At 66.9% G+C, this 25,975-nt stretch carries 22 protein-coding genes and 1 pseudogene; 12 read left to right on the plus strand and 11 right to left on the minus strand.

Annotated features, from left to right (window positions below; all coding sequences use genetic code 11):
• The first annotated feature begins 35 nt into the window (after positions 1-35).
• The 4 genes from AB5J50_RS21425 (at position 36) to AB5J50_RS21440 (ending at position 3,941) form a co-directional block, all read left to right on the plus strand.
• The gene (locus AB5J50_RS21425) at positions 36-1,709 is read left to right on the plus strand and encodes a penicillin-binding transpeptidase domain-containing protein (RefSeq protein WP_369260043.1); all 1,674 of its coding nucleotides are present in this window, start codon (positions 36-38) and stop codon (positions 1,707-1,709) included.
• A gap of 76 nt (positions 1,710-1,785) precedes the next feature.
• On the plus strand, positions 1,786-2,571 hold the full coding sequence (locus tag AB5J50_RS21430; protein ID WP_369260044.1) for a DUF4253 domain-containing protein: 786 nt from the start codon (positions 1,786-1,788) through the stop codon (positions 2,569-2,571).
• Positions 2,572-2,616: 45 nt separating this feature from the next.
• Complete coding sequence (locus AB5J50_RS21435; protein ID WP_369260045.1) at positions 2,617-3,177, plus strand: YbaK/EbsC family protein; 561 nt, start codon at positions 2,617-2,619, stop codon at positions 3,175-3,177.
• On the plus strand, positions 3,174-3,941 hold the full coding sequence (locus tag AB5J50_RS21440; RefSeq protein ID WP_369260046.1) for an EamA family transporter: 768 nt from the start codon (positions 3,174-3,176) through the stop codon (positions 3,939-3,941). Before AB5J50_RS21435 ends, AB5J50_RS21440 begins: the two co-directional genes overlap by 4 nt.
• A 69-nt stretch (positions 3,942-4,010) precedes the next feature.
• Here AB5J50_RS21440 and AB5J50_RS21445 read toward each other — a convergent pair whose 3' ends face one another.
• From AB5J50_RS21445 to AB5J50_RS21480, 8 genes and pseudogenes are all read right to left on the minus strand, one after another.
• Positions 4,011-6,533: a tetratricopeptide repeat protein gene (locus tag AB5J50_RS21445; RefSeq protein ID WP_369265467.1), complete on the minus strand. Its 2,523-nt coding sequence runs from the start codon at positions 6,531-6,533 to the stop codon at positions 4,011-4,013.
• A gap of 264 nt (positions 6,534-6,797) precedes the next feature.
• Positions 6,798-7,361 (minus strand): annotated as a pseudogene (locus AB5J50_RS21450) (trypsin-like peptidase domain-containing protein); the annotation flags it as partial.
• Between the two features lie 68 nt (positions 7,362-7,429).
• Positions 7,430-7,747 carry a trypco2 family protein gene (locus AB5J50_RS21455; RefSeq protein ID WP_369260047.1) on the minus strand — a complete coding sequence of 106 codons (318 nt, stop codon included), beginning with the start codon at positions 7,745-7,747 and terminating at the stop codon, positions 7,430-7,432.
• Between the two features lie 407 nt (positions 7,748-8,154).
• Positions 8,155-9,318, minus strand: coding sequence for a trypsin-like serine protease (locus AB5J50_RS21460; RefSeq protein WP_369260048.1), 1,164 nt, complete (start codon positions 9,316-9,318; stop codon positions 8,155-8,157).
• 527 nt (positions 9,319-9,845) lie between these two features.
• Complete coding sequence (locus AB5J50_RS21465; RefSeq protein ID WP_369260049.1) at positions 9,846-10,919, minus strand: trypsin-like serine protease; 1,074 nt, start codon at positions 10,917-10,919, stop codon at positions 9,846-9,848.
• Between the two features lie 48 nt (positions 10,920-10,967).
• The gene (locus tag AB5J50_RS21470) at positions 10,968-11,285 is read right to left on the minus strand and encodes a trypco2 family protein (protein ID WP_369260050.1); all 318 of its coding nucleotides are present in this window, start codon (positions 11,283-11,285) and stop codon (positions 10,968-10,970) included.
• 396 nt (positions 11,286-11,681) lie between these two features.
• A complete protein-coding gene (locus AB5J50_RS21475; RefSeq protein ID WP_369260051.1) occupies positions 11,682-14,294 on the minus strand; it encodes a tetratricopeptide repeat protein in 2,613 nt (870 codons plus the stop codon).
• A 51-nt stretch (positions 14,295-14,345) separates the two neighbouring features.
• Positions 14,346-14,663 carry a trypco2 family protein gene (locus AB5J50_RS21480; protein ID WP_369260052.1) on the minus strand — a complete coding sequence of 106 codons (318 nt, stop codon included), beginning with the start codon at positions 14,661-14,663 and terminating at the stop codon, positions 14,346-14,348.
• A 536-nt stretch (positions 14,664-15,199) separates the two neighbouring features.
• Here AB5J50_RS21480 and AB5J50_RS21485 point away from each other — a divergent pair.
• Positions 15,200-16,105 carry a hypothetical protein gene (locus AB5J50_RS21485; RefSeq protein WP_369260053.1) on the plus strand — a complete coding sequence of 302 codons (906 nt, stop codon included), beginning with the start codon at positions 15,200-15,202 and terminating at the stop codon, positions 16,103-16,105.
• Positions 16,106-16,200: 95 nt separating this feature from the next.
• Here the strand turns inward: AB5J50_RS21485 and AB5J50_RS21490 are convergent, their stop codons facing one another.
• Complete coding sequence (locus AB5J50_RS21490; RefSeq protein WP_369260054.1) at positions 16,201-17,493, minus strand: tetratricopeptide repeat protein; 1,293 nt, start codon at positions 17,491-17,493, stop codon at positions 16,201-16,203.
• A gap of 247 nt (positions 17,494-17,740) precedes the next feature.
• Here AB5J50_RS21490 and AB5J50_RS21495 point away from each other — a divergent pair, with 247 nt between their 5' ends.
• Both AB5J50_RS21495 and AB5J50_RS21500 read left to right on the plus strand, forming a co-directional pair.
• Positions 17,741-18,307 carry an ATP-binding protein gene (locus tag AB5J50_RS21495; protein ID WP_369260055.1) on the plus strand — a complete coding sequence of 189 codons (567 nt, stop codon included), beginning with the start codon at positions 17,741-17,743 and terminating at the stop codon, positions 18,305-18,307.
• Between the two features lie 318 nt (positions 18,308-18,625).
• A complete protein-coding gene (locus AB5J50_RS21500) occupies positions 18,626-18,925 on the plus strand; it encodes a hypothetical protein (protein WP_369265468.1) in 300 nt (99 codons plus the stop codon).
• Positions 18,926-19,329: 404 nt separating this feature from the next.
• Here AB5J50_RS21500 and AB5J50_RS21505 read toward each other — a convergent pair whose 3' ends face one another.
• Positions 19,330-20,109: a GntR family transcriptional regulator gene (locus tag AB5J50_RS21505; protein WP_369260056.1), complete on the minus strand. Its 780-nt coding sequence runs from the start codon at positions 20,107-20,109 to the stop codon at positions 19,330-19,332.
• A gap of 164 nt (positions 20,110-20,273) precedes the next feature.
• Here AB5J50_RS21505 and AB5J50_RS21510 point away from each other — a divergent pair, with 164 nt between their 5' ends.
• The 4 genes from AB5J50_RS21510 (at position 20,274) to AB5J50_RS21525 (ending at position 23,770) form a co-directional block, all read left to right on the plus strand.
• A complete protein-coding gene (locus tag AB5J50_RS21510; RefSeq protein ID WP_369265469.1) occupies positions 20,274-20,621 on the plus strand; it encodes a hypothetical protein in 348 nt (115 codons plus the stop codon).
• Positions 20,621-21,922, plus strand: a complete 1,302-nt coding sequence (locus AB5J50_RS21515; protein WP_369260057.1) for an FtsK/SpoIIIE domain-containing protein — start codon at positions 20,621-20,623, stop codon at positions 21,920-21,922. The genes AB5J50_RS21510 and AB5J50_RS21515 overlap by 1 nt, the downstream gene beginning before the upstream one ends.
• 11 nt (positions 21,923-21,933) lie before the next feature.
• A complete protein-coding gene (locus AB5J50_RS21520) occupies positions 21,934-22,131 on the plus strand; it encodes a hypothetical protein (RefSeq protein ID WP_369265470.1) in 198 nt (65 codons plus the stop codon).
• A gap of 289 nt (positions 22,132-22,420) precedes the next feature.
• Entirely contained in the window at positions 22,421-23,770 is a 1,350-nt protein-coding gene (locus AB5J50_RS21525) for a replication initiator (protein ID WP_369265471.1), read from the plus strand.
• Positions 23,771-23,928: 158 nt separating this feature from the next.
• Here the strand turns inward: AB5J50_RS21525 and AB5J50_RS21530 are convergent, their stop codons facing one another.
• Positions 23,929-25,035, minus strand: a complete 1,107-nt coding sequence (locus AB5J50_RS21530) for a hypothetical protein (protein WP_369260058.1) — start codon at positions 25,033-25,035, stop codon at positions 23,929-23,931.
• A gap of 121 nt (positions 25,036-25,156) precedes the next feature.
• Between AB5J50_RS21530 and AB5J50_RS21535 the strand changes: the two genes are divergently transcribed.
• Positions 25,157-25,953, plus strand: a protein-coding gene (locus AB5J50_RS21535) for an IS5 family transposase (protein WP_369265472.1) whose coding sequence is annotated in 2 segments (ribosomal slippage) — positions 25,157-25,489 and positions 25,492-25,953 — 795 coding nt in all. Because the reading frame shifts where the segments join, the coding sequence is not laid out codon by codon here.
• The last annotated feature ends 22 nt before the right edge of the window (positions 25,954-25,975 follow it).

Here is a 25,975-nt window from a genome sequence, read left to right on the forward strand (position 1 = left end):
CGGGGGCATCAGGGGACAGCGGAGGACTTGGAGCTGTGGGCAAGAGAAGGCGCGTCGCCGAGCGACGGAAGACGAAGCGGCCCGCCGTGCTCGGCGGGCTGATCGCCGTGGTCGTCGCCGGCGGGGCGTTCGGTGCCTACAGCCTGTACGGCGGCGGTGCGGCGGCCGACGACCGTACGACGACGACCGCCGACCACAAGGCCGTGAAGACCGGCCCGCTGTCGGCGGCCGAAGTGCGCACCACGGCCGCGGCCTTCCTCACCGCCTGGCAGAGCGGCGACGTCGCGAAGGCGGCCGCCGCCACCGACGACTCGGCCGCCGCGACCACCGCGCTGACCGGCTACGGCAAGGACGCGCACATCACCGGCGTGACCCTGACGAGCGGCAAGCGGTCGGGCACCGCCGTCCCGTTCACCGTCAAGGCCACCGTGACGTACAAGGGCAAGAGCAAGCCGCTCTCGTACGCGTCGAAGCTGACGGTCGTGCGACGCGCCAAGGACGGTGTCGCGCTGGTCGGCTGGAAGCCGTCCGTCGTGCACCCGGACCTCCAGGACGGCGACCGGCTCGTCACCGGCGAGTCGGGCACGCCCCCGGTCACCGCCCTCGACCGGAACGGCGGGGAGCTGACCACCGCCAAGTACCCCTCCCTGGGCACGGTCCTCGACGGACTGCGCGAGAAGTACGGCAAGACGGCCGGCGGCAAGGCGGGCATCGAGCTGCGCGTGGTCCGCAAGGCCGCGAAGAAGGGCGCCCAGAAGACCCCCGACAAGACCCTGCTGACGCTCAGCGAGGGCACCCCGGGGACCGTGAAGACGACCCTCAGCCCGACCCTCCAGGCGGACGCCGAGCAGCAGGTGGCCGCCAAGGCGAAGGCGTCGGTGGTCCTGATGCGCCCCTCGACGGGCGAGATCCTCGCCGTCGCGAACAGCGGCCACGGCTTCAACACCGCCTTCCAGGGCTCCCTCGCCCCCGGCTCCACGATGAAGGTCATCACCGCGTCGCTGCTCTTCGACAAGGGCCTGGCCTCCGCCGACAAGGCGCACCCGTGCCCCAAGACCGCGAAGTACGGCGGCTGGACGTTCCACAACGACAACGACTTCTCCATCAAGGGCGGCACGTTCAAGGCGAGCTTCGCGCGGTCCTGCAACACGGCCTTCATCACCCAGGCGAAGAAGCTGGAGAACGACGACCTGACCAAGCAGGCCCAGCAGGTCTTCGGGCTGAGCATGAACAACTGGGCCATCGGCGTCCCGACCTTCGACGGCTCGGTGCCGGTGCAGAGCGCCGCACAGATGGCGGCGTCCCTGATGGGCCAGGGCGGGGTCCGCATGAACCCGCTGAACATGGCGTCGGTCGCCGCCACGGTCCAGGCGGGCACCTTCCACCAGCCCTACCTGGTGTCTCCGACGGTCGACCACCGCACGCTGGTCACGGCGTCCCGCACCATGTCCGCGTCCACGCTCTCCCAGCTCCGCGAAGTCATGCAGTACACGGCGGCGTACGGCACCGCCGCCGAGGCGATGTCCGGGCTCGGCCCCAACTACGGCGCGAAGACCGGCTCCGCCGAGGTCGACGGCCAGGACAAGCCGAACGGCTGGTTCACGGCCTGGAAGGGCGACCTCGCGGCTGCGGGCGTCGTGCAGCAGGGCGGCCACGGGGGCGACACGGCGGGGCCGATCGTGGCGGCGCTGCTGAAGGCGGGGAGCTAGGCCGGGAGTTGGGCCGCGAGTTCGGCGGGGAGTTGGGCGCGGGGGCGATGTCAGTGGGGAGTTCTACTCTCCACCCATGACGTTCTCGCTGCCCGAAGGACTTCCGGCCGGCCACTTCGTGCCGGACGGCTCGCCGGTCATGTGGTACTCCGACCAGCCCCCGGCGGACCCGCTGGCCGCGTGGACCGGGCACCAGCGGCAGCAGCACGTCACCGGTCTGCTGCCGCTCCTGTGCTACTCCGACGTCCGGCCGGCCCCGTTCGACCTCGCCGCCGTCGACGCCTTCGACCTGGAGGGTGAACTGGAGGAGGCCTGGCGCACCCATCGCCGGCGCCAACTCGCCCGGCTCGCCGCGGCGCCCGAGCCGGTGGACTGCCCCCAGGACGTCGAGCCGTGGGAGGACGACCCCGGCCCACCGTTCGAGCAGTGGCCCGGACTGGCGCCCGCCACGCTCCCCCCGGCCGGCGTCGACCCGGACGAGGCCGCGCGGTCCGCCTTCGCCGTACTCGCGGACGAATGGCCGTACGAGCTGTGGGACGGCCGTCTCGCACTCGTCGCCGCCCGGCGGAGCGCCGACATACCCGCCGTCGTCGGCTGGGACCGCGGCGCCCCTCTCCCGCTGCTCTGCGCCCTGTTGCGCAGTTGGGAGGACCGCTTCGGGGCGCGCGTCCTGGCCGCCGTGGGGGCGACGCTGTACGTCTCCGTCGCGAGCCCGCCGCGCACCGAGGAGCAGGCAAGCCACCTCGCCCTCGAACACCTCCTGACCACGGCCGACAACATCGTCGACGACCCCCCGACCCCCTTCCCCCGGTACGCGGCATCCCTCGTCAACGCCCCGCTGTGGCGCTTCTGGTGGGACTAGGAACTCGGTCGCGTGCCTCGTACACCGACCGCTAGCGTGCCGTTCATGACCGCCACCGATGCGAACGCCGCCGAAGAACACTCCCCCGCAGACAAAGCCACCGCCGAGAACGCCACCACCGAGAACGCGGCCCATCCCCGTTTCGCCGAAGCCCTCCAAGAACTGGGCCTCGACGAGGTGACCGAGCGCATCCGCCGCTTCCCGGACGCGACCCGCACCGCCGCCGAGGCCGCCGCCGCGATCGGCTGTGAGCTGAGCCAGATCTGCAAGTCGCTGATCTTCGCGGCGGACGGGGTGCCGGTGCTGGTCCTGATGGACGGCGCGTCACGGGTCGACGTGGAGCTCGTACGGCGGGAGCTGGGCGCCGAGAAGGTGACGCGGGCCAAGGTTGACCTGGTGCGGGAGACGACGGGGTACGCGATCGGTGGCGTACCGCCCTTCGGACACCGCACCAGAACCCGTGTCCTGGCGGACCGTTCGCTGCTCGACCACGACACGGTGTGGGCCGCGGCGGGCACGCCGCACGCCGTCTTCCCGATGGACCCGAAGAGCCTGATCGCCCACGCCGGCGGCACCCTGGTGGACGTGCGCGAGCAGACGGCGTGACGCCGCTCGTCACCGCGGCGGTACTGCTCGCCGCGGTCACCCACGCCAGCTGGAACGCGCTCGCGCACCGCATCGACGACAAGCTGGTCGGCTTCACGCTGATCGCGGGCGGCGGCACACTGATCGGCCTCGCCATGGTGCCGTTCGTGGCGGTCCCGGCGTCCGGGGCATGGCCGTACCTCATGGTGTCGGCCGTGATCCACGTCGCGTACTACGTCCTGCTGATGCGCTCGTTCCGGCTCGGCGACTTCGGGCAGGCGTATCCGATCGCCCGCGGGACCGCTCCGCTGGTCGTCACGGCGCTGGCGGCGGTCTTCGCGCACGAGGTGCCCGACGGTTGGGCGGCGTCCGGGATCGCGCTGTCCTGCGCGGGGCTGACGGGCGTCGCCCTGTGGGGGCTGCGCGGGCGGCGCCCCCACTGGGCCGCGATCGGGGCGGCGTTGGCGACCGGCGTGTCGATCGCCGCGTACACCGTGGTGGACGGTCTGGGCGTACGCGCGTCCGGCTCCTCCCTCGGCTACATCGCCTGGCTGATGGCCATCGAGGGTGTGGCGATCCCGGTGTACGCGGGGTACCGGTGGCGCGGCGAGTTCGTGTCCGTTCTCCGGCCGTACGCCGCCGTCGGCCTCCTCGGCGCGGCGCTCTCCGTGTCGGCGTACGGGCTGGTCCTGTGGGCCCAGACGCGGGCCGAGCTGGCACCGATCGCCGCCCTGCGCGAGTCCTCGATCAAGCCATGCTCATGCAGTAATAATTTGGGGACTTGATGAGGTCACTCTTCGGATGCGTACGTCGGGGTGGTCACCCGTGGGCGTGCGCCGGTTGATCGCGCGCGACTAGGGAAGTTGGTTCGTCGATTTCGCGTAGGCAAGGTTGGCGCTGACAACACGGGTGGTGGGGTGGTCTTCGCCCAGTACCCGCACGCAGTCGATCAGGGTCTGTTCGTACAGCGGGATGGCCCGGCCGAGATCCCCCGCAGCTTGGTAGGCGCCCGCGAGGTTGTTGCGGGAGGTGAGCGTGGAGGGGTGGTCTTCGCCCAGTACCCGCACTCGGTCGATCAGGGTCTGTTCGTGCAACGGGATGGCCCGGCCGAGATCCCCCGCCGCTCGGTAGGCGTACGCGAGGTTGCTGCGGGAGGTAAGCGTGGAGGGGTGGTCTTCGCCCAGTACCCGCACTCGGTCGGTCAGGGTCTGTTCGTACAACGGGATGGCCCGGCCAAGGCCCCCCGCCGCTTGGTAGGCGCCCGCGAGGTTGCTGCGGGAGGTGAGCGTGTCGGGGTGGTCTTCGCCCAGTACCCGCACTCGGTCGGTCAGGGTCTGTTCGTACAACGGGATGGCCCGGCCGAGATCCCCCGCCGACTCGTAGGCGTACGCGAGGTTGTTGCGGGAGGTGAGCGTGTCGGGGTGGTCTTCGCCCAGTACCCGCACTCGGTCGGTCAGGGTCTGTTCGTACAACGGGATGGCCCGGCCGAGATCCCCCGCCGACTCGTAGGCGTACGCGAGGTTGTTGCGGGAGGTGAGCGTGTCGGGGTGGTCTTCGCCCAGTACCCGCACTCGGTCGGTCAGGGTCTGTTCGTACAACGGGATGGCCCGGCCAAGGCCCCCCGCCGCTTGGTAGGCGCCCGCGAGGTTGCTGCGGGAGGTGAGCGTGTCGGGGTGGTCTTCGCCCAGTACCCGCACTCGGTCGGTCAGGGTCTGTTCGTACAGCGGGATGGCCCGGCCGAGATCCCCCGCCGCTCGGTAGGCGTACGCGAGGTTGTTGCGGGAGGCGAGTGTGGAGGGGTGGTCTTCGCCCAGTACCCGCACGCCGTCGGTCAGGGTCTGTTCGTACAACGGGATGGCCCGGCCGAGATCCCCCGCCGACTCGTAGGCGTACGCGAGGTTGTTGCGGGAGGTAAGCGTGGAGGGGTGGTCTTCGCCCAGTACCCGCACTCGGTCGGTCAGGGTCTGTTCGTACAGCGGGATGGCCCGGCCGAGATCCCCCGCCGCTCGGTAGGCGTACGCGAGGTTGTTGCGGGAGGCGAGTGTGGAGGGGTGGTCTTCGCCCAGTACCCGCACGCCGTCGGTCAGGGTCTGTTCGTACAACGGGATGGCCCGGCCGAGATCCCCCGCCGCTTGGTAGGCGCCCGCGAGGTTGTTGCGGGAGGTGAGCGTGGAGGGGTGGTCGTGGCCGTGGAGGCGGGTGGACGTGTCCAGGGAGCGCTTCTTGTAGGTGATGGCTTGGGCGATCTGGCCTTGGCTCTGAAGGTAGATGGCGGCGTTGGTGAGGAGAAGGTCGGTGTCTTCGGTGTCGTGGACGGGGCCGGTGGCGGTGAGGAGGGCTTCGGCGTGAGGGAGCAGGGTGCGCCAGGCGGGCCATCCGGCCACGTTTGTGTCTGGTTCGTCGGGCAGTGCGGTGCGTAGGAGGTCGGTGGCGTGGTGGCGGGCCCTGGTGATGGCGTCGTGGCTGCGGTGGGGGTCAGCGTCCACGGTGGCTGGGTCGGGGGTGCGGGCGATGGTCTGGATGAGGCGGTGGATGCTGAGGGTGTCGGTGTCCAGGGTGATCATGTTGTAGGCAGCGAGTTGGCTGAGGGCTTGGGCGTAGTTGACGGGGTTGTCGGTCAGGGGGGCGAGCAGGGTGCGGGGGATGGCGGTGGGGGCGTACCAGGCGGCGGTGCGCAGGATGTCGACGGCCAGCGGCACGGTGTGGCGGAGGGTGTCCAGGGTGATGCGCCAGATGCAGGCCATGGTGCGCTTCGGGTCGCTGCCGGGGGGAGCGGTGCTGGTGGTCTGGGCTGGGTGCAGGCGGAGCAGGTCCCGGTACACGCTGACGGAGATGCGGCTCTGGGCGATGAACGCGCCGGCTTGTTCGAGGGCGAGCGGGAGGTGTCCGAGGTCGTCGGCGAGCAGGCGGGCCTGGTGCTGGTTGTCAGGGTCGGTCAGGCCGGTGAGCCGGGTGAGCAGATCGAGTGAGGCGTCAGGGGTGAGGAGGGGAAGGGCGAGGGGGGTGGTGGGCCAGCCGTCCGTGAAGCGACTGGTAATCAGGTGGCGGCCAGTGTGGTGGAGCTGACCTAGCAAGTGGCGGGTGGTGTCGGGATGCTCGGCGTTGTCGAGGATGAGGAGCCAGCCGGGGTGGGTCTGTAGCCATCCGATGGCCCACTCCGCATCCTCGGCGGTGGTACGGCCGGTGGCGGCGGCGTGGATGCGCGTGGTCAGGGCGGCGAGGTCGGTGGTGATCTGTTCGGGAGTGTCGGCGTGGATCCACCACACGAGTTGGTACGCGTCCCGGTGGGTGTGGGCGTAGTGCAGGGCCAGGGTGGTCTTGCCGACACCGCCGAGGCCCTGGATGGTCTGTGTGATGGCTTTGGAGTCTTGCTCCATGGCGGCGGCGAGGGCAGTGAGAGCTTCCTCTCGGCCGACGAACACTTTGGGGGGCAGGTCGGGCAAGTTGTGTAGGCCCCGGGGGGCATCCACGTCGTAAGGCCCTGCTGGGTGGTGATCGCCGCTGGCGGAGGCGGTGATATCTTCCAAAGCCAGTGGGTTGCCTGCGACATTGATGGTGATGGTGAAACCGGGGCGAGCGGCGAGCGTGGCCAGGGGAACTGCGATGAGCTGGTTGCCCAGGTAGTTTCTCGCGCGGTCGGTGGTCAGGACCCCGGTCAATAGGTTCCCGCAGAACAAGGCGGCCCCGGAGGCCCCGGACCAGGACGACGATGCACCAGCCGCATTGGGGGCGGCAACCTGGTCGATGTGCGCGGTGATCAGGCCGGACTTCAGGCCACTCAGAGTCTCGATGTGCCCGCGGATGTGCTTGGTATCCCGCGTTCCGTCCCGGTGCTCGGCCACCGGAAACCCCACCGCAACACAGCCCACGCGTGCCTCGGCCGCAGCATGTGAAGGTGCGGCCAGGCGCCCCCAACGAACCGGCGCTGCGGAGACAGGAGGCTGCCAGGCCGAGTCCGTGATGAGCAGCAGGGCGGCATCGGTATGCGGATCCTGCTCAATGTCGGGCGGTTGTTCAGGCCACAGAACTTCGGCTGCCATCCACGCAGCTGACTGCTCCCCGTAAAAGGCGAGTCGCCGTACCTCCACCGCGCGCTGGGTGGTGGATCCGGCGCGCTGGATGTTGTGGTGGGCGGTCAGGACCAAGTGATCCGTGATGAGGTAGCCGCTTCCGGCGATCTGGCCCGCCGGGTCCCACACCTCCATCACCCGTTGCACATCCACGCGCGGACCCCCGTTCTCTGCGTCTCACCAAGCGGGTGCCAGTCGGGGTGTTACTGGGGACGCTGCGGGCTCTGGGCGCCGATCTTCTGATCCTGGCCGTGCTCGTCGACCGGCTGCAAGGTGATCTTCAGGCGGGATGTGGTGCCGGCCGCGTATCCGGCTTTCGCCTCGGCGCTGGCACTCCAGGGCAGGATGGACACCTTCGCACCCGCCTGAGCGTCCTTCTTGACGTCCACGGCGAACTCCATCTCCACCGGCCCAGTACGGAACTGGATCGCGTGCCCATGACCATCGGCCATAGCCTGCTCCAACTCGGCCCGGATCGCACTGATGGCCTCGGACAATCCCGCCCACGGCTCCTGCGACATCGTGGCTCCCCCTGATCTGCTGAAGTGTCGTCAGGTGGGCAGCGTAACGGCTACCGAACGGAGAAATGCCTGGGAATGACGATCTGCCGCACCCTCAGGATCCAACCGTGTGAGCAGGGACGCAACCGGCGCTGCCGTCCCTGTATGACGGCACCCGACACAGACTCCGAGACCGCCGCAAACTTGGAGCACCCACTCCTCGTCACAGCCCTGCCCGCGCGCTAGCGACGCTGCGCGAGTCATCCGTCAACTCCGGTTCATGCAGGAATAAATTCGCTGGTCAGGGCACTGGACGATGTCATCCGCGCACTTCTGCGTCGCCCCTCGGTAAGGCCTGCGGCGGGAGGAGACGGAGAACCTACCTGCAGGGGCAGCGCGGCTGATGCCCCGGCGACCTGATGATTTCACTAATCCAGCGCACTTCCAGGATCAGAGTCGTCTTCGTTGAGGCCATCAGACGCCACGTCCATGAATTCTGAAAACTTCCTCTCGGATTCCATTTCCGCCACCTCGACGAGGAAAGGCCAGTTTGATTCTGTGACGCCATCAGACTCCCCTCGAAGGAGGCTTATCCACTCCCGCATTTCGCCATACCAGCGCACACAGGATTCGAAAACCTCCAAGGCGGATTGCGCAACCTTTCTAGGTCCTTCCAATTGGACGGCGGTGATAGCCATTTCGAAACGGTCAGTCCCTTCAGGGTAAGAAGGTAGCGCCGCCTCTGCTCCCTGTACGTCTCCTGCGTTTGCCCGCTCCCGGCAGGATCCCATCGCTCGATGAAACTTGCGGAACTCGTTCGATAGGGCTGTGTATGCCTCCCTGCGAGGCGCGCGCCTGCGCCCCAAGTGCTCAAGGCGGCGGGTAGTGATGATCTCTTCGAGGACCAGGGGCTCTCCTGCGGCTTTGATGGTAGTGGTGAAGCCGGGACGGGCGGCGAGGGTGGCGAGCGGAACGGCAATGAGCTGGTTGCCCGGGTATTGTCCCGCGCGGTCGGTGGTCAGGACCCCGGTGAGCAGGTTCCCGCAGAACAGGGCGGCTCCGGATGCCCCGGACCAGGACGATGTTGCACCAGTGCTATTGGGGGTGGCGACCTGATCGATGTGCGCGGTTATCAGGCCGGACTTCAGGCCGCTCAAGGTCTCGATATGCCCGCTGATGTGCTTGGTGTCCCGCTTTCCGTCCCGCTGCTCGGCCTCCGGGAACCCCACCGCGACACAGGCGACCCGTGCCTCGACGGCACCAGGTAACGGCAGGCGCCCCCCGCGCACCGGTGCCGCGGAGACGGGAGGCTGCCAGGCCGGGTCGGCGATCAGCAGCAGGGCGGCGTCGGTGTGCGGGTCCTGCTCGATGTCGGGCGGTTGCTCCGGCCACAGCACCTCGGCATCCACCCACGCTGCCGGCTGCTGCCCGTACAGGGTGAGTTGCCGCACCTCCACCGCACGCTGTGAGGTGGATCCGGCGTGCTGGATGTTGTGGTACGCGGTCATGACCAAACGGTTCGTGATGAGGTAGCCAGTCCCGGCGATCTGGCCCGCCGGGTCCCAGACCTCCATCACCCGTTGCACGTCCACTCGCGGACCTCCGTTCTCTGCATCTCACCAAGCGGGCGCCGGCCGGGTGCTACTGGGGGCGCTGGGGGTGCGGGCGCGCCGAGGTCGCCGACGCGCTCGATGCGCACACCGTACGGCTTCCAGATCGCTTACCGGCGCTGATCGGAGACTTCCTCAACCCGGTTCCGGCGGGCTAGTTCCCCCTTCGCTCAGTTGCCACCCTCTGCCGTAGATCCGGCGGTCGCCTGACTCCGCGCCGACCTTGACTCCGGTGCCTGGCATCGTCGGCACGCAGACTTGCTTAGTGAGCAGAGCATGGACTACGGATACCGCTTGCTTATCGCTGGCAGGTAGTCGCCGCAGCCCTCAACATCCTGCCGAATATCGCTAACCCGGTGATAGCTCCGACGGGCAAACATATTAGACTGAGTACACATCTTACTCTCAGAATGCGATCCACCCTGGCGTTCCGTGCCCCGATCCTCATCCCCCTCCCATTGTGTAATCCGGCATGGCTCTGGCGTTCAGGAAATGAACGCGACTTGTCTCTATTTAAACACGCGCAAGGTTCGGATTTTCCCATTCTGAAACATGGACAGGGGTGTTTTATATTCGATCAGGGTGACATTTTGAGTGTCTACCTTGGCGACGGTTGAGGCTGAACAGCATTCCGGATTGTTGACGTAGGGGACGAATATCTTAATCTCGTGGAGACCGGCGGGGAGGGTGAAGTCATGGCTCCCCCAACGGAGTTCATGCGTCTTTCCGTCTATAATCACGCGAGGGTGAACGACATTGAAGAATATCTGACCTGGTATATGGGAAAGTGAAATGCGAAGTATCCCAAGACCCTCACCGCTGGCGTGGGACCGAGGACTGTGTGATCTGTTATTAGACTCACCCTGCAAGGAGCCGATGTCTTCGAGAACCAGAGAGTTGCCTGCGACTTTGATCCTTCTGGTAAAGCCGGGGCGTGCGGCGAGCGTGGCCAGGGGAACGGCGACGAGCTGGTTGCCGGGATAGCAGCTCGCGCGGTCGGTGGTCAGAACCCCGGTCAGCAGGTTCCCGCAGAATAGGGCGGCTCCTGACGCCCCGGACCACGACGATGACCCACCCGCCGTGCCGGGGGTGGCTACACCATCGATGTGTGCGGTGATCAGGCCGGACTTCAGGCCGCTCAGGGTCTCGATATGCCCGCTGATCTGCTTGGTGTCACGCTTTCCGTCCCGCTGCTCGGCTTCTGGGAAGCCCACCGCGACACAGGCCACCCGTGTATCAGAGGTAGTGGGCGAGGGTTCGGGCAGGCGTCCCCAGCGCACCGGTGCCGCGGTGTCGGGAGGCTGCCAGGACGGGGCGCTGATCAGCAGCAGTGCGGCGTCGGCGTGCGGGTCCTGTTCGATGTCGGGTGGCTGCTCGGGCCACAGCACCTCGGCATCCACCCACGCTGCCGGCTGCTGACCGTGCAGGGCGAGCCGCCGTACTTCCACAGCCCGCTCGGATGTGGTCGCGGAGGACTGGATGTTGTGTAAGGCGGTCAGGACCAGCCGGTCGGCGATGAGGTAGCCGGTCCCGGCGATCCTGCCTGCCGGATCCCAGACCTCCATCACCCGTCGCACGTCCACGCGCGCACCCCCGTTCTCTGCGACTCAGCGAGCAGGCGTCACCTGGTGCTACTCGGGGCGTTGCGGGCTCTGGGCGCCGATCTTCTGGTCCTGGTCGTGCTGATCGACCGGCTGCAACGTGATCTTCAGGCGGGACGTGGTCCCGGCCGCGTATCCGGTCTTGGCTTCGGCGCTGGCGCTCCAGGGCAGGATGGACACCTTGGCTCCGGCCTGGGCGTCCTTCCTGACGTCCACGGCGAACTCCATCTCCACCGGCCCGGTGCGGAACTGGATGGTGTGCCCGTGGCCGTCTGTCATGGCCTGTTCCAACTCGGCCCGGATCGCGCTGATGGCCTCGGACAGTCCCGCCCACGGCTCCTGCGGCATGAGTGGCTCCCCCTGGTCTGCTGAGAAGATGTCAGGCAGGCAGCGTAGCGGCTTCCGACCACTGAAATGCCCGGCAATGACGATATGTCACATGGTCAGGATGCCACCGCGACCGAGCACTGAAACAGCTGCCGTTGCCATGTCCAGTGCAGCCTTCGAGACCGCGCCGAACCATGACGCGTAGCCCGTCACCGCACTGCATGAGCATCAGTCAAGCCTTGCTCATGCGGCAATAACTTCGCTGTTCAGGGAGGTTGATGGGCACTTTCGTATGTGTGCGTTGGGCTTGGTCACCCGTAGGTGCACGACGGTTGATCACGCGCGACTAGGGGAGCTGGTTCGGACGTGGGGTTGCCGCTGATTCAAGCGAAAGTCGCCGCTCGTTGATTGGGCAGATCAGGCGCTGGTCGATTTCGCATAGGTGAGGTTGGCGCTCACAATGCGGGTGGTGGGGTGGTCTTCGCCCAGGACCCGCACGCAGTCGGTCAGGGTCTGTTCGTACAACGGGATGGCCCGATCGAGGTTCCCCGCCGACTGGTAGGCGCCGGCGAGGTTATTACGGGAGGTCAGCGTGTTGGGGTGGTCTTCGCCCAGGACCCGCACGCAGTCGGTCAGGGTCTGTTCGTACAACGGGATGGCCCGATCGAGGTTCCCCGCCGACTGGTAGGCGTAGGCGAGGTTATTACGGGAGGTCAGCGTGTTGGGGTGGTCTTCGCCCAGGACCCGCACGCAGTCGGTCAGGGTCTGTTCGTACAACGGGATGGCCCGATCGAGGTTCCCCGCCGACTCGTAGGCGCCGGCGAGGTTATTACGGGAGGTCAGCGTGGAGGGGTGGTCTTCGCCGAGAACCCGCACGCGGTCGGTCAGGGTCTGTTCGTACAACGGGATGGCCCGATCGAGGTTCCCCGCCGACTGGTAGGCGTAGGCGAGGTTATTACGGGAGGTCAGCGTGTCGGGGTGGTCGGTGCCGTTGAGCTGAGTGGAGGTGGTCAGTGAGCGCTTCTTGTAGGTGATGGCCTGGGGGATCTGACCTTGGCCTTGCAGGTAGATAGCGGCGTCGGTGAGGAGGAGGTCGGTGTCTTCGGTGTCGTCGGCGGGGTCTGTGGCGGTGAGGAGGGCTTCGGCGTGGGGGAGCAGGGTGCGCCAGGTGGGCCACCCGGCGACGTTCGTGTCTGGTTTGTCGGGCAGTCCGGCGAGCAAGAGCGCGGTGGCGCGTTGGCGGGCGGTGGTGATGGTGTCGTGGGTGCGGTGGGGGTCGGCGTCGTCTGTCGTGGCGGGGTCGGGGGTGCGGGCGACGGTTTGGATGAGGCGGTGGATGCTGAGGGTGTCGGCGTCCAGGGTGATCATGTTGTAGGCGGCGAGCTGGCTCAGGGCTTGGGCGAAGCTGACGGGGTTGTCGGCTAGAGCCGTGAGGAGGGTGCGGGGGATGGCCGTGGGGGCGTACCAGGCGGCGGCGCGCAGGATGTCGACGGCCAGGGGGGTGTTGCGGTGGAGGGTGTCGAGGGTGATGCGCCAGATGCGGGCCATGGTGCGCTGCGGGTCGCTGCCGGCGGGAGCAGTGCTGGTCGTCTGAGCCGGGTGCTGGCGGAACAGGTCCCGGTAGGCACTGACGGAGATGCGGCTTTGGGCGATGAAGGCGCCGGCTTGTTCGAGGGCGAGGGGGAGGTATCCGAGGTCGTCGGCGAGCAAGCGGGCGTGGTGCTGGTTGTCGCGGTCGGACAGGCCGGTGAGCCGGGTGAGCAGATCGAGTGAAGCTGCCGGGGTGAGGACGGGGAGGGCGAGGGGGATGGTGGGCCAGCCGTTCGCGAAGCGGCTGGTAATCAGATGTCGTCCGGCGTGGTGGAGCTGGCCTATCAGGTGGCGGGTGGTGTTGGGGTGCTCGGCGTTGTCGAGAATGAGGAGCCAGCCGGGGTGGGTCTGGAGCCACCCGATGGCCCACTCCGCGTCCTCAGCAGTGGTGCGGCCGGTAGCGCCGCCATGGATACGGGTGGTTAGGCCAGCGAGGTCAGTGATGATCTGTTCGGGGGTGTCGGCGCGGATCCACCACACCAGTTGGTAGGAGTCCCTGTGGGTGTGGGCGTAGTGCAGGGCCAGGGTGGTCTTGCCGACACCCCCGAGACCCTGGACGGTCTGCGTGATTGCTTTGGAGTCCTGCTCCATGGCGGCGGCGAGGGTGGCGAGGGCTTCCTCTCGGCCGACGAAGACTTCGGTGGGAAGACCCGGGAGGTTGTGCAGGCCCAGGGGCGCGTCCACGTCGTAAGGGCCTGCTGAAGGACCGTCGTCGCTGGCGGAGGTGGCGATGTCTTCGAGGGACAGGGAGTTTCCTGCGGCCTTGATCGTGGAGGTGAAGCCGGGGCGAGCAGCGAGCGTGGCTAGCGGAACGGCGATGAGCTGGTTGCCCGGATAGTGCCCCGCGCGGTCGGTGGTCAGGACCCCGGTCAGCAGGTTCCCGCACAACAGGGCGGCCCCGGATGCCCCGGACCAGGACGACGATGCACCAGCCGCATTGGGGGCGGCAACCTGGTCGATGTGCGCGGTGATCAGGCCGGACTTCAGACCGCTGAGGGTCTCGATGTGCCCGCTGATCTGCTTGGTGTCCCGCTTTCCGTCCCGCTGCTCGGCCTCCGGGAACCCCACCGCGACACAGGCCACCCGCGCCTCGACGGCACCAGCTGAGGGTACTGGCAGGCGTCCCCAGCGCACCGGTTCCGCGGAGACCGGAGGCTGCCAGACCGAGTCGGCGATCAGCAGCAGGGCGGCATCAGTGTGCGGATCCTGCTCAATGTCGGGCGGTTGCTCAGGCCACAGAACTTCGGCTGCCACCCACGCGGTTGGCTGCTCCCCGTGCAGGGCGAGCCGCCGCACCTCCACCGCCCGCTCGGAGGCGGATCCGGCGGCACGCTGGATGTTGTGGAAAGCGGTCAGGACCAGGTGGTCCGTGATGAGGTAGCCGCTTCCGGCTACCTGGCCCGTCGGGTCCCAGACCTCCATCACCCGTCGCACGTCCACGCGCGGACCCCCGTTCTCTGCGTCTCACCAAGCGGGTGCCAGTGGGGGGTGTTACTGGGGACGCTGCGGGCTCTGGGCGCCGATCTTCTGATCCTGGCCGTGCTCGTCGACCGGCTGCAAGGTGATCTTCAGGCGGGATGTGTTGCCGGTCGCGTATCCGGCTTTCGCCTCGGCGCTGGCGCTCCAGGGCAGGATGGACACCTTCGCGCCGGCCTGGGCGTCCTTCTTGACGTCCACGGCAAACTCCATCTCCACCGGCCCGGTGCGGAACTGGATCGCGTGCCCATGACCATCGGCCATCGCCTGCTCCAACTCGGCCCGGATCGCGCTGATGGCCTCGGACAATCCCGCCCACGGCTCCTGCGGCATCGTGGCTCCCCCTGATCTGCTGAAGTGTCGTCAGGTGGGCAGCGTAACGGCTACCGAACGGAGAAATGCCTCGGAATGACGATCTGCCGCACCCTCAGGATCCAACCGTGTGAGCAGGGACGCAACCGGCGCGCCGTCCCTGTATGACAGCACCCGACACGGACTCCGAGACCGCCGCAAACTTGAAGCACCCACTCCTCGTCACAGCCCTGCACGCGCGCTAGCAACGCTGCGCGAGTCATCAGTCAAGCATTGCTCATACGTAATAACTTCGCCGGTCAGGCGCCTGGAACGAACAGTCTTATCCGCAGCCTGGCCTGACCACGCGGGCTCAACCTTGTGAACGGGGCTCTCCGGAACGACCCAACTCCGTGATCACATCGGCCACCGCGAGATCATCTCGACCGTGACCGGCCGTCACGGAGAACGCTCGGACGATCTTGATCCGAGAAAGGCGAGGGAGGTGAGTGCCTTGCCAGGAGAGGCAGACGGCAGTACACCCGGGGCATACGTGCTGGGGGAACGGGGGAACGGGGATGGTAGTGCTGCGGCGTCCGGGAGCGGAGTCGAGGCGGGAGCAGCAAGAAGAGGGGCGGGAGGCGGAGCGCACGCGGCTGTTGCGGGAACCGCTCGATGGGGTTGTGGAAGGGCTTCCCGAATTGAGGGGGATCGCGCCGCTGCTTGTGTGTGATTTCGAGTTCATGGATTCGGAGGCAGGGAATTTCTTAGAAGAGCGAGATCGGCTGACAGTACGCAGGATGACGATCAGCGCTTTCAGCGCAGCGAAATCTCGTGGTGACGTGGCGTCCGAGCTCGCGAGTAACGACGAGCAACGGGAAAGAAACCGCTCGGAGGAGATTACCAGGGTCCTGGAGGACCGGAAGGGGAAAATCGCCGCTTTCATCGAGGAGCTCACCACGGTGCGGGCGCGGAAGCGCTATGCGCGGGGATTTTACTGGGGAGTGCTGGCCAGCATCGTGGTGTTGGCGCTAATGGGGCTGGTCATGAAAGATCTAGTGGTCGTGCTTCGCAGGCCGCTAGAAGGGGGAAAGCAGCTTAACCCGAAGGAATTCTTCGCCTTGAGGGATTCGCTGGCGTGCATTGGGGGCGGTTCTTTGGGGGCCGCGATGAGCGTGTTGCTGCGTATCGGAGCCGACCATCGGGTTCCGTACCGTACGACATCGAAGAGGACGGCGTTTTACCGCATCATCTTGGGTTGGCTATTTGCAGCCGGGATTCTGTGTCTAGTCAAAGGGCATATCGTGGCGGTCTTCCCGGATCCGACGGAGACACTGCTGAAGAGTAAAGATCCGTTCAACGATGCCGCTGTGGCGCAGTCGTTCTTCTTCTGGGTCGGGATCGGGATTCTGGCGGGATTCAACGAACGGTGGGTCAAGCGGCTGATCTCGCAGCCGGTGACCGAGAAGGACAAGGGCACGTAGCGCTACTCAGCGGCAACAGGTTGCGGGACTACTGCGACCGCAGGTAGGCGCGGGCTCTCGGCTCGGAGAGCCCGCGTTTTGGGTGGGGTGGCGGGTCAGAACGGTAGCTCGGGCTTGGTTGCGCCTCGCTTAATGGTCATGATCCGTTCGTGGAAGTCGCGCGTGGCGGCCTCGCGGGGATGCCGGGACCGCAGTTCCTTGTCCAGCTCGTCAGCGACTAAAAGCAGGGATGGGAGGGACTTGCGGGCGGCTTCGAGAGCTGCTGCACCCATGCCGATGGCCTCTTCGATCTCGCCGGTGCGGGCTGCGGCGACTCCGAGGGTGAGGCGGGCCTCTGCGGCCCGCATGGGGGAGATCTCGGTACCGTCCGGGCCTGTGCTGATCCGGATGACTGACCGGGCGTGGGTGGCGGCGCGCTCGTCGTCTCCGAGGAGACGGTAGGCGTCCATCTCGTAGAAGTCCCACTTGTCCGGGTCGATTATGAAGTGGTGTTCCGGGTGGTCCGGGCGTGGGAGCCGATCCAGGCGGGCGCGGCCGGCGTCCAGGGAGTCACGGACCAACCGGGCGTCTCCCATGCGGGCGGCCGCTCGTGCCTTGTGCGCGTACAACTGCACGCCGACGGAATGCGTCTGATCAGCGACGTGCCCGGCTTCCACGGCATCAAGCATGTCTTGCCAACGGCTCTGGGTGAGAGCGAACCATGCCTCGATCTCCCACGCCCAAGCCATGATCTCGCCGTGCCCGCTCTCCTGGCCGATGCGGAGTGCGGCGGCCTTGCTGAGGTTTGCGGCCTCGCGCTGGCCCCGGTCGTACTGGACGCACGCGTTCAGCAGGAACAGCCATCCGGTGTCGACGAGCAGTTCCCGGTGCTGACGGAGGGTCATCCGGCCTTCGAGCTGCTTGGTGACGTATTGCAGGCCGTTGCGGGTGCGCTCGTGTAGGTAGTCGGCATCGGCGTACGGGTACGCGCGGGCCAGTTGGTCAATGCCCTGTTCGACCGATTCCAGGGCGGCGCTGTTGATGTTGGACATCTCCGTGCGCCGGAGCATCTCGGCGACGTCCCACAGCCCGGCGCCACCCTGTGCGATCAGGGCGCTTGGGTCGTCGAGCTGGGACGGTGTGGCTGGTCGTTCCAGCTCCCACGGGCGTGGGGCAAGCCCTGCTAGATGACCGGGAATGCGCAGGCCATCGACGACTTCGAGGATCTTGTGAAACTGGGTGATCCGTGGGCGAACGCCCTTGCCGTCGGTCTCGGGCCGGGCCATCTTCCCGATGTGCTCGCGCTTGTAGCTGACAGCCTCGGAGATCTTGGCGTAGCTGATGTGCCCGTGGATCTTGGCGAGTCTGAAGACCTCGCCGAAGTCGTGGTTGGCGATCGCTGATCGCACGTCTGCGCGTTCCAGCACGTGCGGCGGTAGAGCTGCCGGTGTGGGTGCAGCTTCGGTCATCTCACTTCCCCATTGTGATCGACCTGACGTCGTTTCTGTTCCTGTCTTCTCTGCCGCGTCCGTCTCGCGAGTGTACCCACGAGGGGGGTCCCCAAGAGGGGGGAGCGACAACCGGTACGAGGGGTGCACCCTCGGGTCACCCTGCCGAGAGGGACTCGGCAGACGTGACCTGAGACGGGGTCGTGTCATGGACGCGAGGAATGCGCGGCGGCATGAGTACGTGGCTGAGGAGCTGAACGCGTTCGCTCATTGGTACGCGCAGCCTGAGCCTTCCTCCGGCGGGCACTTCCTGACGTTGACGCTCTTCGCCGAGTTCAGCGATACCGGACGCATCGCGCGTGACCATACGGCCGTGTTCCTCCAGAGTGCGGGCGCGGCTGATGCCGTAGACGATGCCCAGCTGATCGTGTCGGAGCTGGTCGGGAACATCGTGAACCACGTGGTGCCGGAACGCTGCCTCACGCATCCCGGCGGCAACCGGCGTATCGACGTGACGTTCAAGATGTGGCCGAAGTGGCTGTTCATCGGAGTCACGGATGAGGACTCGACACCCCCAGTGCTTCCTATGGGCGACACGTTCTCGCCGGAGCTGATGGGAGAGCTGTCGGAAGCGGTCTTACCCGACAGTGGCCGTGGGCTGTTGATCCTTCAGCGGCTGTCGGCAGCGGTCTGGTGGACGCCGGAAGACAAGGGCGGCAAGACCGTGTGGTGCCGACTCGACCTCAACGAGGGAGTGGGCGGCAAGCCGTCCTGATGATCTCGGGCTGTCGCTACTTGTTTCGTTCCCTCGGGAGCGAGCGGCAGTCGGGGGCTGGAGGGTGATTCCTCTGGCGAACGGGGCGTGGCCTCCTGGATCGCTTGCCGAGTTCCCCACTCGGTGCCAGGGGGTCCGCTTCACAACCGAAGACCGAGACCGGGCCACCCCCTCAGCCCTGGAAAGCGGAGGGTGGCCCGGCGGGGGACCGCGAAGATCCCCGGTGCCTGATGGTACCGGGGCATTTGTGCTGTGCATCTGCCTTGGACCAAAGAGAGTTGACGATCCATTACCTAGATCAGGGCAGAGGTGGGCAAGGTGTCTGGCGCGGGTGAGAACTGGCTAAGCGACGGGCTCGGTGATGTTGCAGGGGCGGACTTCGGCCTGTGGGTGTCGGGTGTCGACTACATCTCGGGTTGGCGTGAAGCACGGGAGTCCGCTGATCAGTTGAACCGGGCGTTCCTTGGTGCTGGGTTCGAGCTGTCCGAGTTACGGGCCGTCGCCTCGGTCAATGAGGAGGGGCGCGGGATCGTGCGTGTGGCGGGCTGGCCGGACGCCGTGAACCGGCTCGCCGATCTCCTGGAGACGCTCGCGGACGGCGATGGCGGTGCGCGATGAGGCGCCTTTTCGCTGGTGAGTGGCGTGCGTGGGCACGTCGCCGGCCGCAGAGACTTTGGGCGGTAGCTGCCATGGGGCGAGTGAACAGGGGGCCTTACGCTCGCCAGCGGATCGGGCAGTTCTTGGAGCTGCCCGCAATAGCCCGATCGGCCCCCTGTTCTTCGAGGCTCGCCCCATGGGAGCTGCCTAAAGTCTCTGCGGCCGACGACCCCCAGCCCCGAACGCCCCGGCCCGCGACGGCCGGTCGACGCCCTGATTCCTCCGGCGTGCTGCGGTGCGGGGCGCTGGCCGACCGGACGGGACCGGCGGCCACGCCGCACGCCCGGCCGGGGCGGGCGGGCGCCCCGGCGCGCCGCAGGCGCGCCCTTGAGGAAGTGAAGGCTGTTTCGACCGATGGCCGTTGCTCAGGCGCGGGTGCGTCGCGCGGGCTGCCTGTCGGCAGTGATCCGGTAGGCGAGTTCGGCACGGTCCGCACCGACGCGCATCTCTTCGAGGATCAGCGGGCGGTCGTCGGTTCCGTGCGCGACACGGGCAGTGTGCAGGATCGGAGTCGCGTCCGGGAGTTGGAGCGTGGTGCGCTCGTCCGGCAGCGGCATGCGGGCGCGGACCGTCTCCGACCACCACAGCTTGTGTCCGTCTTCTGTGAGCAGCCGGTAGATCGCCGCGGGGCGTTTGCATGGCTCCTCGGCGAGCAGTGGCACAGCGTCGGCCACTTCGAAGGGGATCAGCGTCCGGTGCATGGCGCGGGTGCCGGTGCCGGGCTCGAAGAGCAGCCGGTCACAGCCCAACAGTGCTTCTTCCTCGCCGAGTTCGAGGAGTCGGCCGGTGGTCTTGGTGGTGCGGGTGCGGTACGTGCTTGGCTCCTCGGCCTCCTCCCAGGCATCGCCGTTGGGCATCACGAACCGGCCGTCCGAGGCCCGGCTGATGCGGCGCTCGATGGTGAATGCGGGCTGGCTGTCGGAGCGTACGAAGCTGCCCTTGCCGTGCCGGACGTCGATCAGCCCTTCCGCGCGCAGGGCCGCGATCGCGTTGCGGACGGTAGGGCGGGAGACGCCGTAGCGGGTCATGAGCTGGGCTTCGGACGGCAGCAGGGAGTCCGGGGCGAACTCGCCGGACAGGATCGCTTCGCGGATGGCGGCGGCCACCTGTTGGTAGAGGGCTCCGGGGCGCTGGATCTCTGACATCTCGGGATCTCCGGGTGAGGTCGTAGGGACGTCGCACGCGCGACATCACTCGTCAGCATAAGTAGTTGCATCGATGTCGTACAGAGCTCCATAGTCATAACTCGTAAGGACAAGTGACGTCAGCATCAGAGCTGGCGCCCCAACTGGCCAGGGAGGCCAACGAAATGCAGTCCATTCCCGTGGACACGGCGCGGTTGGGCGTACTGCGGTGCGCCATCGCGCCCGAAACGAAGATCAGCAACTTCGAGACGCAGGAGGTGAAGAAGGACCGGGAGGGTAACCCCGTCTACACCGTGGCCGTCACCGTGCGGCAGGACGGCCGCCGGATCTCCGTCATCGAGATCGCGGTGAGCGGTGAGCCGAAGGGCATCGAGGAAGGACAGATCGTCAGGGTCACCGGTCTGACCGCGTTCGCCTGGTCGATGGGAGATCGGCACGGCATCAGCTTCCGCGCCGACGCGATCACACCCGTGCACGGCACCCCGACGCACGGCAAGGGCGGTGACGCGTGATGGGGCCGACCCTGCTCGCCTTCGCCCTGGCCGTGCTGGCCTGGCTGATGGTCGTCGGTGACTTGGTGCGGCGGCAGCGGCCGGTCTGGCACTGGTACGTCGTCGGCTACCCGGTGACCGCGTGCCGGGTGCTGTTCACCTGGCGTCGGGTCGCCACGCTCAATGACCTGTCCGTGTCCAAGCTTCCGGCACGGACGCTGGTCGGGCACCTGATGGTCAAGGGCGATCCGGTGCGGCCGGTGGCTCCACGCTCCTCGTTCCCCCGCGCTACCCGCCTTGGGCTGACCGTGACCGTGCGCCTGCACGCGGGGCAGACCCCGGCGACGTACATGAAGGCGGCCGAAGCGCTCGTCCATGCGTGGAGAGTCCACGCGGTACGGGTCACTTCGCCGGAACGCGGTGTCGTGCTGCTGACAGCTATGGCCAGTGATCCGCTGGAGCAGCCCGGCTTAGCGTCGGCGCCCGCCGAGCTGCTGTCCGCCCTCATCGGCGCGCTGGAGTCCGGCGGCGCCTGGGTCATGAACCTGCGGCTCGTGCCGCACTGGCTCATCACCGGGGCTACCCGTTCCGGCAAGTCCACCCTGCTGGCTCGGCTGATCACCCAACTCGCCACGCAACCCGTCGCCCTGGTCGGGATCGACTGCAAGGGCGGCATGGAACTCGGCCTGTTTGCTGGAAGGTTGACCGCACTGGCGACCTGCCGACGTGAAGCGGTCGCGGTGTTGAGCGCACTAGTGGTCGACATGCAAGACCGGATGAGCGCGTGCCGGGCGGCTGGTGTGCGTTCGATCTGGGAGCTGCCCGAGAAGCTGCGCCCGATACCCGTCGTCGTGATCGTCGACGAGATCGCGGAGCTGTACCTCGCGGACGGCACCCGCGAGAGCAAAGCAGAGGCGGAGCAGTGCTCGACGTTGCTGCTGCGCCTGGGTCAGCTCGGGGCCGCACTCGGCTTGCACCTGGTCGTCGCAGGACAACGGGTCGGCTCCGATCTCGGCCCCGGAGTCACCGCCCTGCGCGCCCAGCTCGGCGGCCGGATCTGCCACCGCGTCAACGACCCCGGCACGGCCGAAATGACCTTGGGCGACCTCAACAAGGACGCCGTTGCCGTCGCGCAGTCGATCACTGCCGAGGAACAGGGTGTGGCCGTCTGCACCGGACCGGACGGCGGCTGGAGCCGTGCCCGCTCCCACCTCACCTCGACACAAGAGGCCGTCGCGACCGCCCGCAAGTACTCCGGCATGACCCCGGAACTGCCCGCTGTAGATCGCGCTCTTGCGGCACTGGAAGGAGATGCCAAGTGACCAGCGGCCAAGTGATCAGCGTCGGCACGGCGTTCACGTTCGCGGTGATCTTCGGGATCATCACCGTCCTCCTCGTCCGCTCCCGCGACGTCCGCGCCTGGGAAGCGGTCTGCGTCGGCCTCTTCGGCGTCTACCTCGGCCAGACCCCCGTGTTCTTCACCATCCATGGACTCCTGACCTGGTTCATCAGCGGCTTCTCCCACACCTGAGCAGAAAGGACGCGCCATGCCCATGCCTCGCGTGAGGTGCCCGTACTGCAAGGGCGACGGAGCCCGGAAGACCTGGACCGGACGGCTGCGGCGCTGCCGCGTCTGCCGGGGCACCGGAACCATCCGCTGAACCTCATCGAACCAACCACACGAAGGCGAACCCCATGACCCACGTCGCGCCACCAACCACCCACCGTGCCGCTTCGGCGGCCCACCCTGGAAGGTCACCACCATCACCCCGGAGTTCACCCCGGCTGACAGGCGCGCCGCCCTCGACCGCGCGGCGCGTCTGCGTCAGCTCCCCGAATCAGACCGCGACGCAATCCGCATCGCCCAAGATCCGAAGTTCCGTCGTTGGCTGGAGCAGGTCACCGCTACCGGAGGCTGCTCGCACCCCATCCATCTGTCCGGCTCGACCATCACCCTGGACGACACGACCGGCGAGATCCTCCACCACTACGACACCCGCGACGAACCCGGCGAACGCCTCCTCGTCCGCTGCCGCAACAGACGGGCAACCGTCTGCCCAGCCTGCTCCCGTCTCCACGCCGGGGACACCTTCCACCTCGTCCGCGCGGGCCTCGTGGGCGGCAAGAACGTTCCCGACGCGGTCCGTCACCGGCCCCGGCTCTTCGTCACCCTCACCGCCCCGTCCTTCGGCCCGGTCCACCGTGCTGGGGAGCTGTGCCGACCGCGCCGCGACGGCGGAACCTGCGAGCACGGGCGCTCCCTCGGCTGCGGCACTGTCCACGCGCCGGACGCCCCGGATGTCGGCCAACCGCTGTGCCCCGACTGCTACGACTACGCCGCCCATGTCCTGTGGCACGCACACGCGTCCAAGCTGTGGGACCGGTTCGTCATCGACGTCCGGCGGCGTCTGGCCTCTTCGGTCGGCCTCGTACAGTCCCGGTTTGCTCGGCACGCACGGCTGTCCTTCGCCCGCGTCGCGGAGTACCAGAAGCGGGCGGCCGTCCACGTCCACGCCGTCGTCCGCCTCGACGGCCCGAACGGACCCGACGACGAACCCCCGGCCTGGGGCACCGCGGAGCTGCTCATCGACGCCGTGTGCCAGTCCGCCCGCCGGGTCCTGGTCCGCACGCCCTACAGCCCGGCCGTGGGCGAACTGGCCCTGCGCTGGGGCGCCCAGGTCGACGCCCGGCAACTGCACGCCGACGGCGACGGGCCCGACGATGACGCGGTCGCCGCGTACGTTGCCAAGTACGTCACGAAAGGCGCGAGCGAGACAGGCGCCGGCATCGACCACTCACTCACCACCTGGGCGGACATCGAGTCGGCACCCGTCAGCCAACATGTCCGCACTCTCATGCGCACGTGCTGGCGCCTCGGTGGCCTACCCGAGTACCAGTGTCTCCGCCTCCGGTCCTGGGCTCACACGCTCGGATACCGGGGCCACATCCTCACCAAGTCCCGTGCCTACTCGACGACGTACGCAGCACTCCGCGCCGAACGCGCCGATCACATGGGCCATGCCGACATGCCCGACGCGGTCACCGAACGGCACTGGCGCTACGTCGGTTCCGGCCACACTCTTGGTGCCGCACTCCTGGCCGCTGGAATCGCTGAAGACATCGCCACGAACCGTGAGATCGCCCGCGAAGAGCGTGAGTCGCTCCGGTGACGAGACGCCACAGCGAGGAGTGGGCTCGGGCCGTCGAGCGCCAGGCGGCCAAGTTCCCCACACGGATAGGGCCGAAGAGCGCCACGCGACTCGCGCGGCTGCTTGGTCCTACACGGAGGGACTCATAAGACAGCCCCTAGTCGTGGTGTAGGACAGGTCTAGAGGGTATGGCTCTCCCGAGAGAGGGCCCAAACGTAGTACCACTTGTCTTCGCGTATGGTGCGCGTATCACTTTCGGCGATACCGGTGATGATTGTCCACACCCCTCCACTCACGCCAAGAATTTCAATCGCCTTTTCGAAGGTCGGGCCGTATACGGCCACTAATGCGGCAGTCGCTGACGCTAGCGCTCCACCCATTACAGAAACAGCCCGACGTTTCCTCGCTTTCCTCATCTGCGACTCGACAGACCGTACTTCTTCCGCGATCTGTAGGCCGATCCTTCTCAGCGCCTTTTGGGACTGCACATCGTTGAGCGATTCATCAATTTCCAGAAGCTGCATGCGCAGAAAATCTTTGAAGGCGGAGTATGACCTGAATTCCTCGGTGGTGATCTTGCTGAAATCGCGGAGGCTTACCCCGCTCAGAAATGGCAATTCGATGCGCAAGACTTCCCGTATGTGATCACCTGTTACCGGCTCTGCGCCCGACATGTCTATGGCGCGCCCGTCGCGGAGCAGATAGTCGACAGCTGCAACATGGCGCGTGACCGGGGCTCCGCGCTCACCGGACAGCTCAGTCACGTGCAGGGTCGTTGAATAATTTGGGAGATACCAAGCCAAGCCTGCTTTTAGCAGTGGCTCCGACGCAAGGAGCCAGTCTCCAAGGTTGACCGTATCGGGGCAGTGGAATCCGTACCGAGATTGAAAGAACGGAGACGGATCCTGCGGAACGTTGATATAGTCCGGCGACCCTCCGTCGCTAAAGGAACCTGCCGGATATCCGCCCTCGTTGCGATAGGATCCGAGGTCAACATACCGCTCCCGCTTCCCGTGCGAGAGTAATAATGTGTCGGAGATTAGAACGGACCGTTTCGTAGCGTCGTCGAATTCCGCACTTTCAACTCCGAGGCCAACATAATAGCGTGATCTCAAGAGCCGCTTCTCATCGGTGAGGGTTTGGCGAGGGCCGCTCCACATGTGCTTTCCGTACATGCGGGCGACATTTCCGGATTCCATGCGATCTTCGACTGTCAAGCCGGAGAAAAACCGCCGCATCTGCCTGGCGACGTGCTTATTCTGCACTATCTTCCTGCCGCGGAACATTTGCCCAGCCTAGCCACAGGTTTCGGACGTCGCAAGACCGGAGACAAGTAACCGACATTGATCGATGCTGTTCTTTAGAGATCATCTCATTTGGTTTGGTCGGTAGTCTGTCTGTGTGTTGATGGTGGAGCGGTTGGTGCCGGACGGGTTGTGGGAGTTGTTCCAGCGGGTGGTTCCGGAGGCGCCGACTCGTCCTCAAGGGGGCGGTCGGCGCCGGTACGGGGATCGTGAGGTGCTTGCGGCGATCATCTTCGTAGCGACGACGGGGTGTACGTGGTCGCAGGTCCCGCCGGTGTTCGGGCCGTCCGGGGCGACGGCCCACCGCCGTTTCATGGAGTGGAGCCAGCTGCGGGTGTGGGCGAAACTGCACCGCCTGGTTCTGGACGAGCTCGGGGCCCGCGGCGAGCTGGACTGGTCGCGGTGCGCGATCGACTCAGTGAACATGCGGGCCCTGAAAAAGGGGACCTCACAGGTCCGAATCCTGTAGATCGGGGCAAGTACGGCTCGAAGATCCACTTGATCACCGAGCGGACCGGCCTGCCCCTTTCCATCGGCATATCCGGCGCAAACCTCCACGACAGCCAGGCACTTGAGCCGCTCGTCCGCGGCATCCCTCCGATCCGCTCCCGCCGCGGCCCACGCCGACGCCGACCCGCCAAGCTCCACGCGGACAAGGCCTACGACAACCGTCACCTGCGGCTATGGCTCCGATCACGGAACATCACACCCCGCATCGCCCGCAAAGGCATCGAGTCCTCCCAACGACTCGGACGACACCGCTGGACCATCGAACGCACCATGGCCTGGCTCGCCGGCTGCCGCCGACTCCACCGCCGCTACGAACGCAAAGCCATCCACTTCCTCGCCTTCGCCAGCATCGCCAGCACCCTGATCTGCTACCGCCGACTTACCAAATGAGATGATCTCTTAATGTGCGTTA

Origin of the sequence: Streptomyces sp. R35 (genome assembly GCF_041053035.1) — a bacterium.
Lineage (GTDB): Bacteria > Actinomycetota > Actinomycetes > Streptomycetales > Streptomycetaceae > Streptomyces > Streptomyces lutosisoli.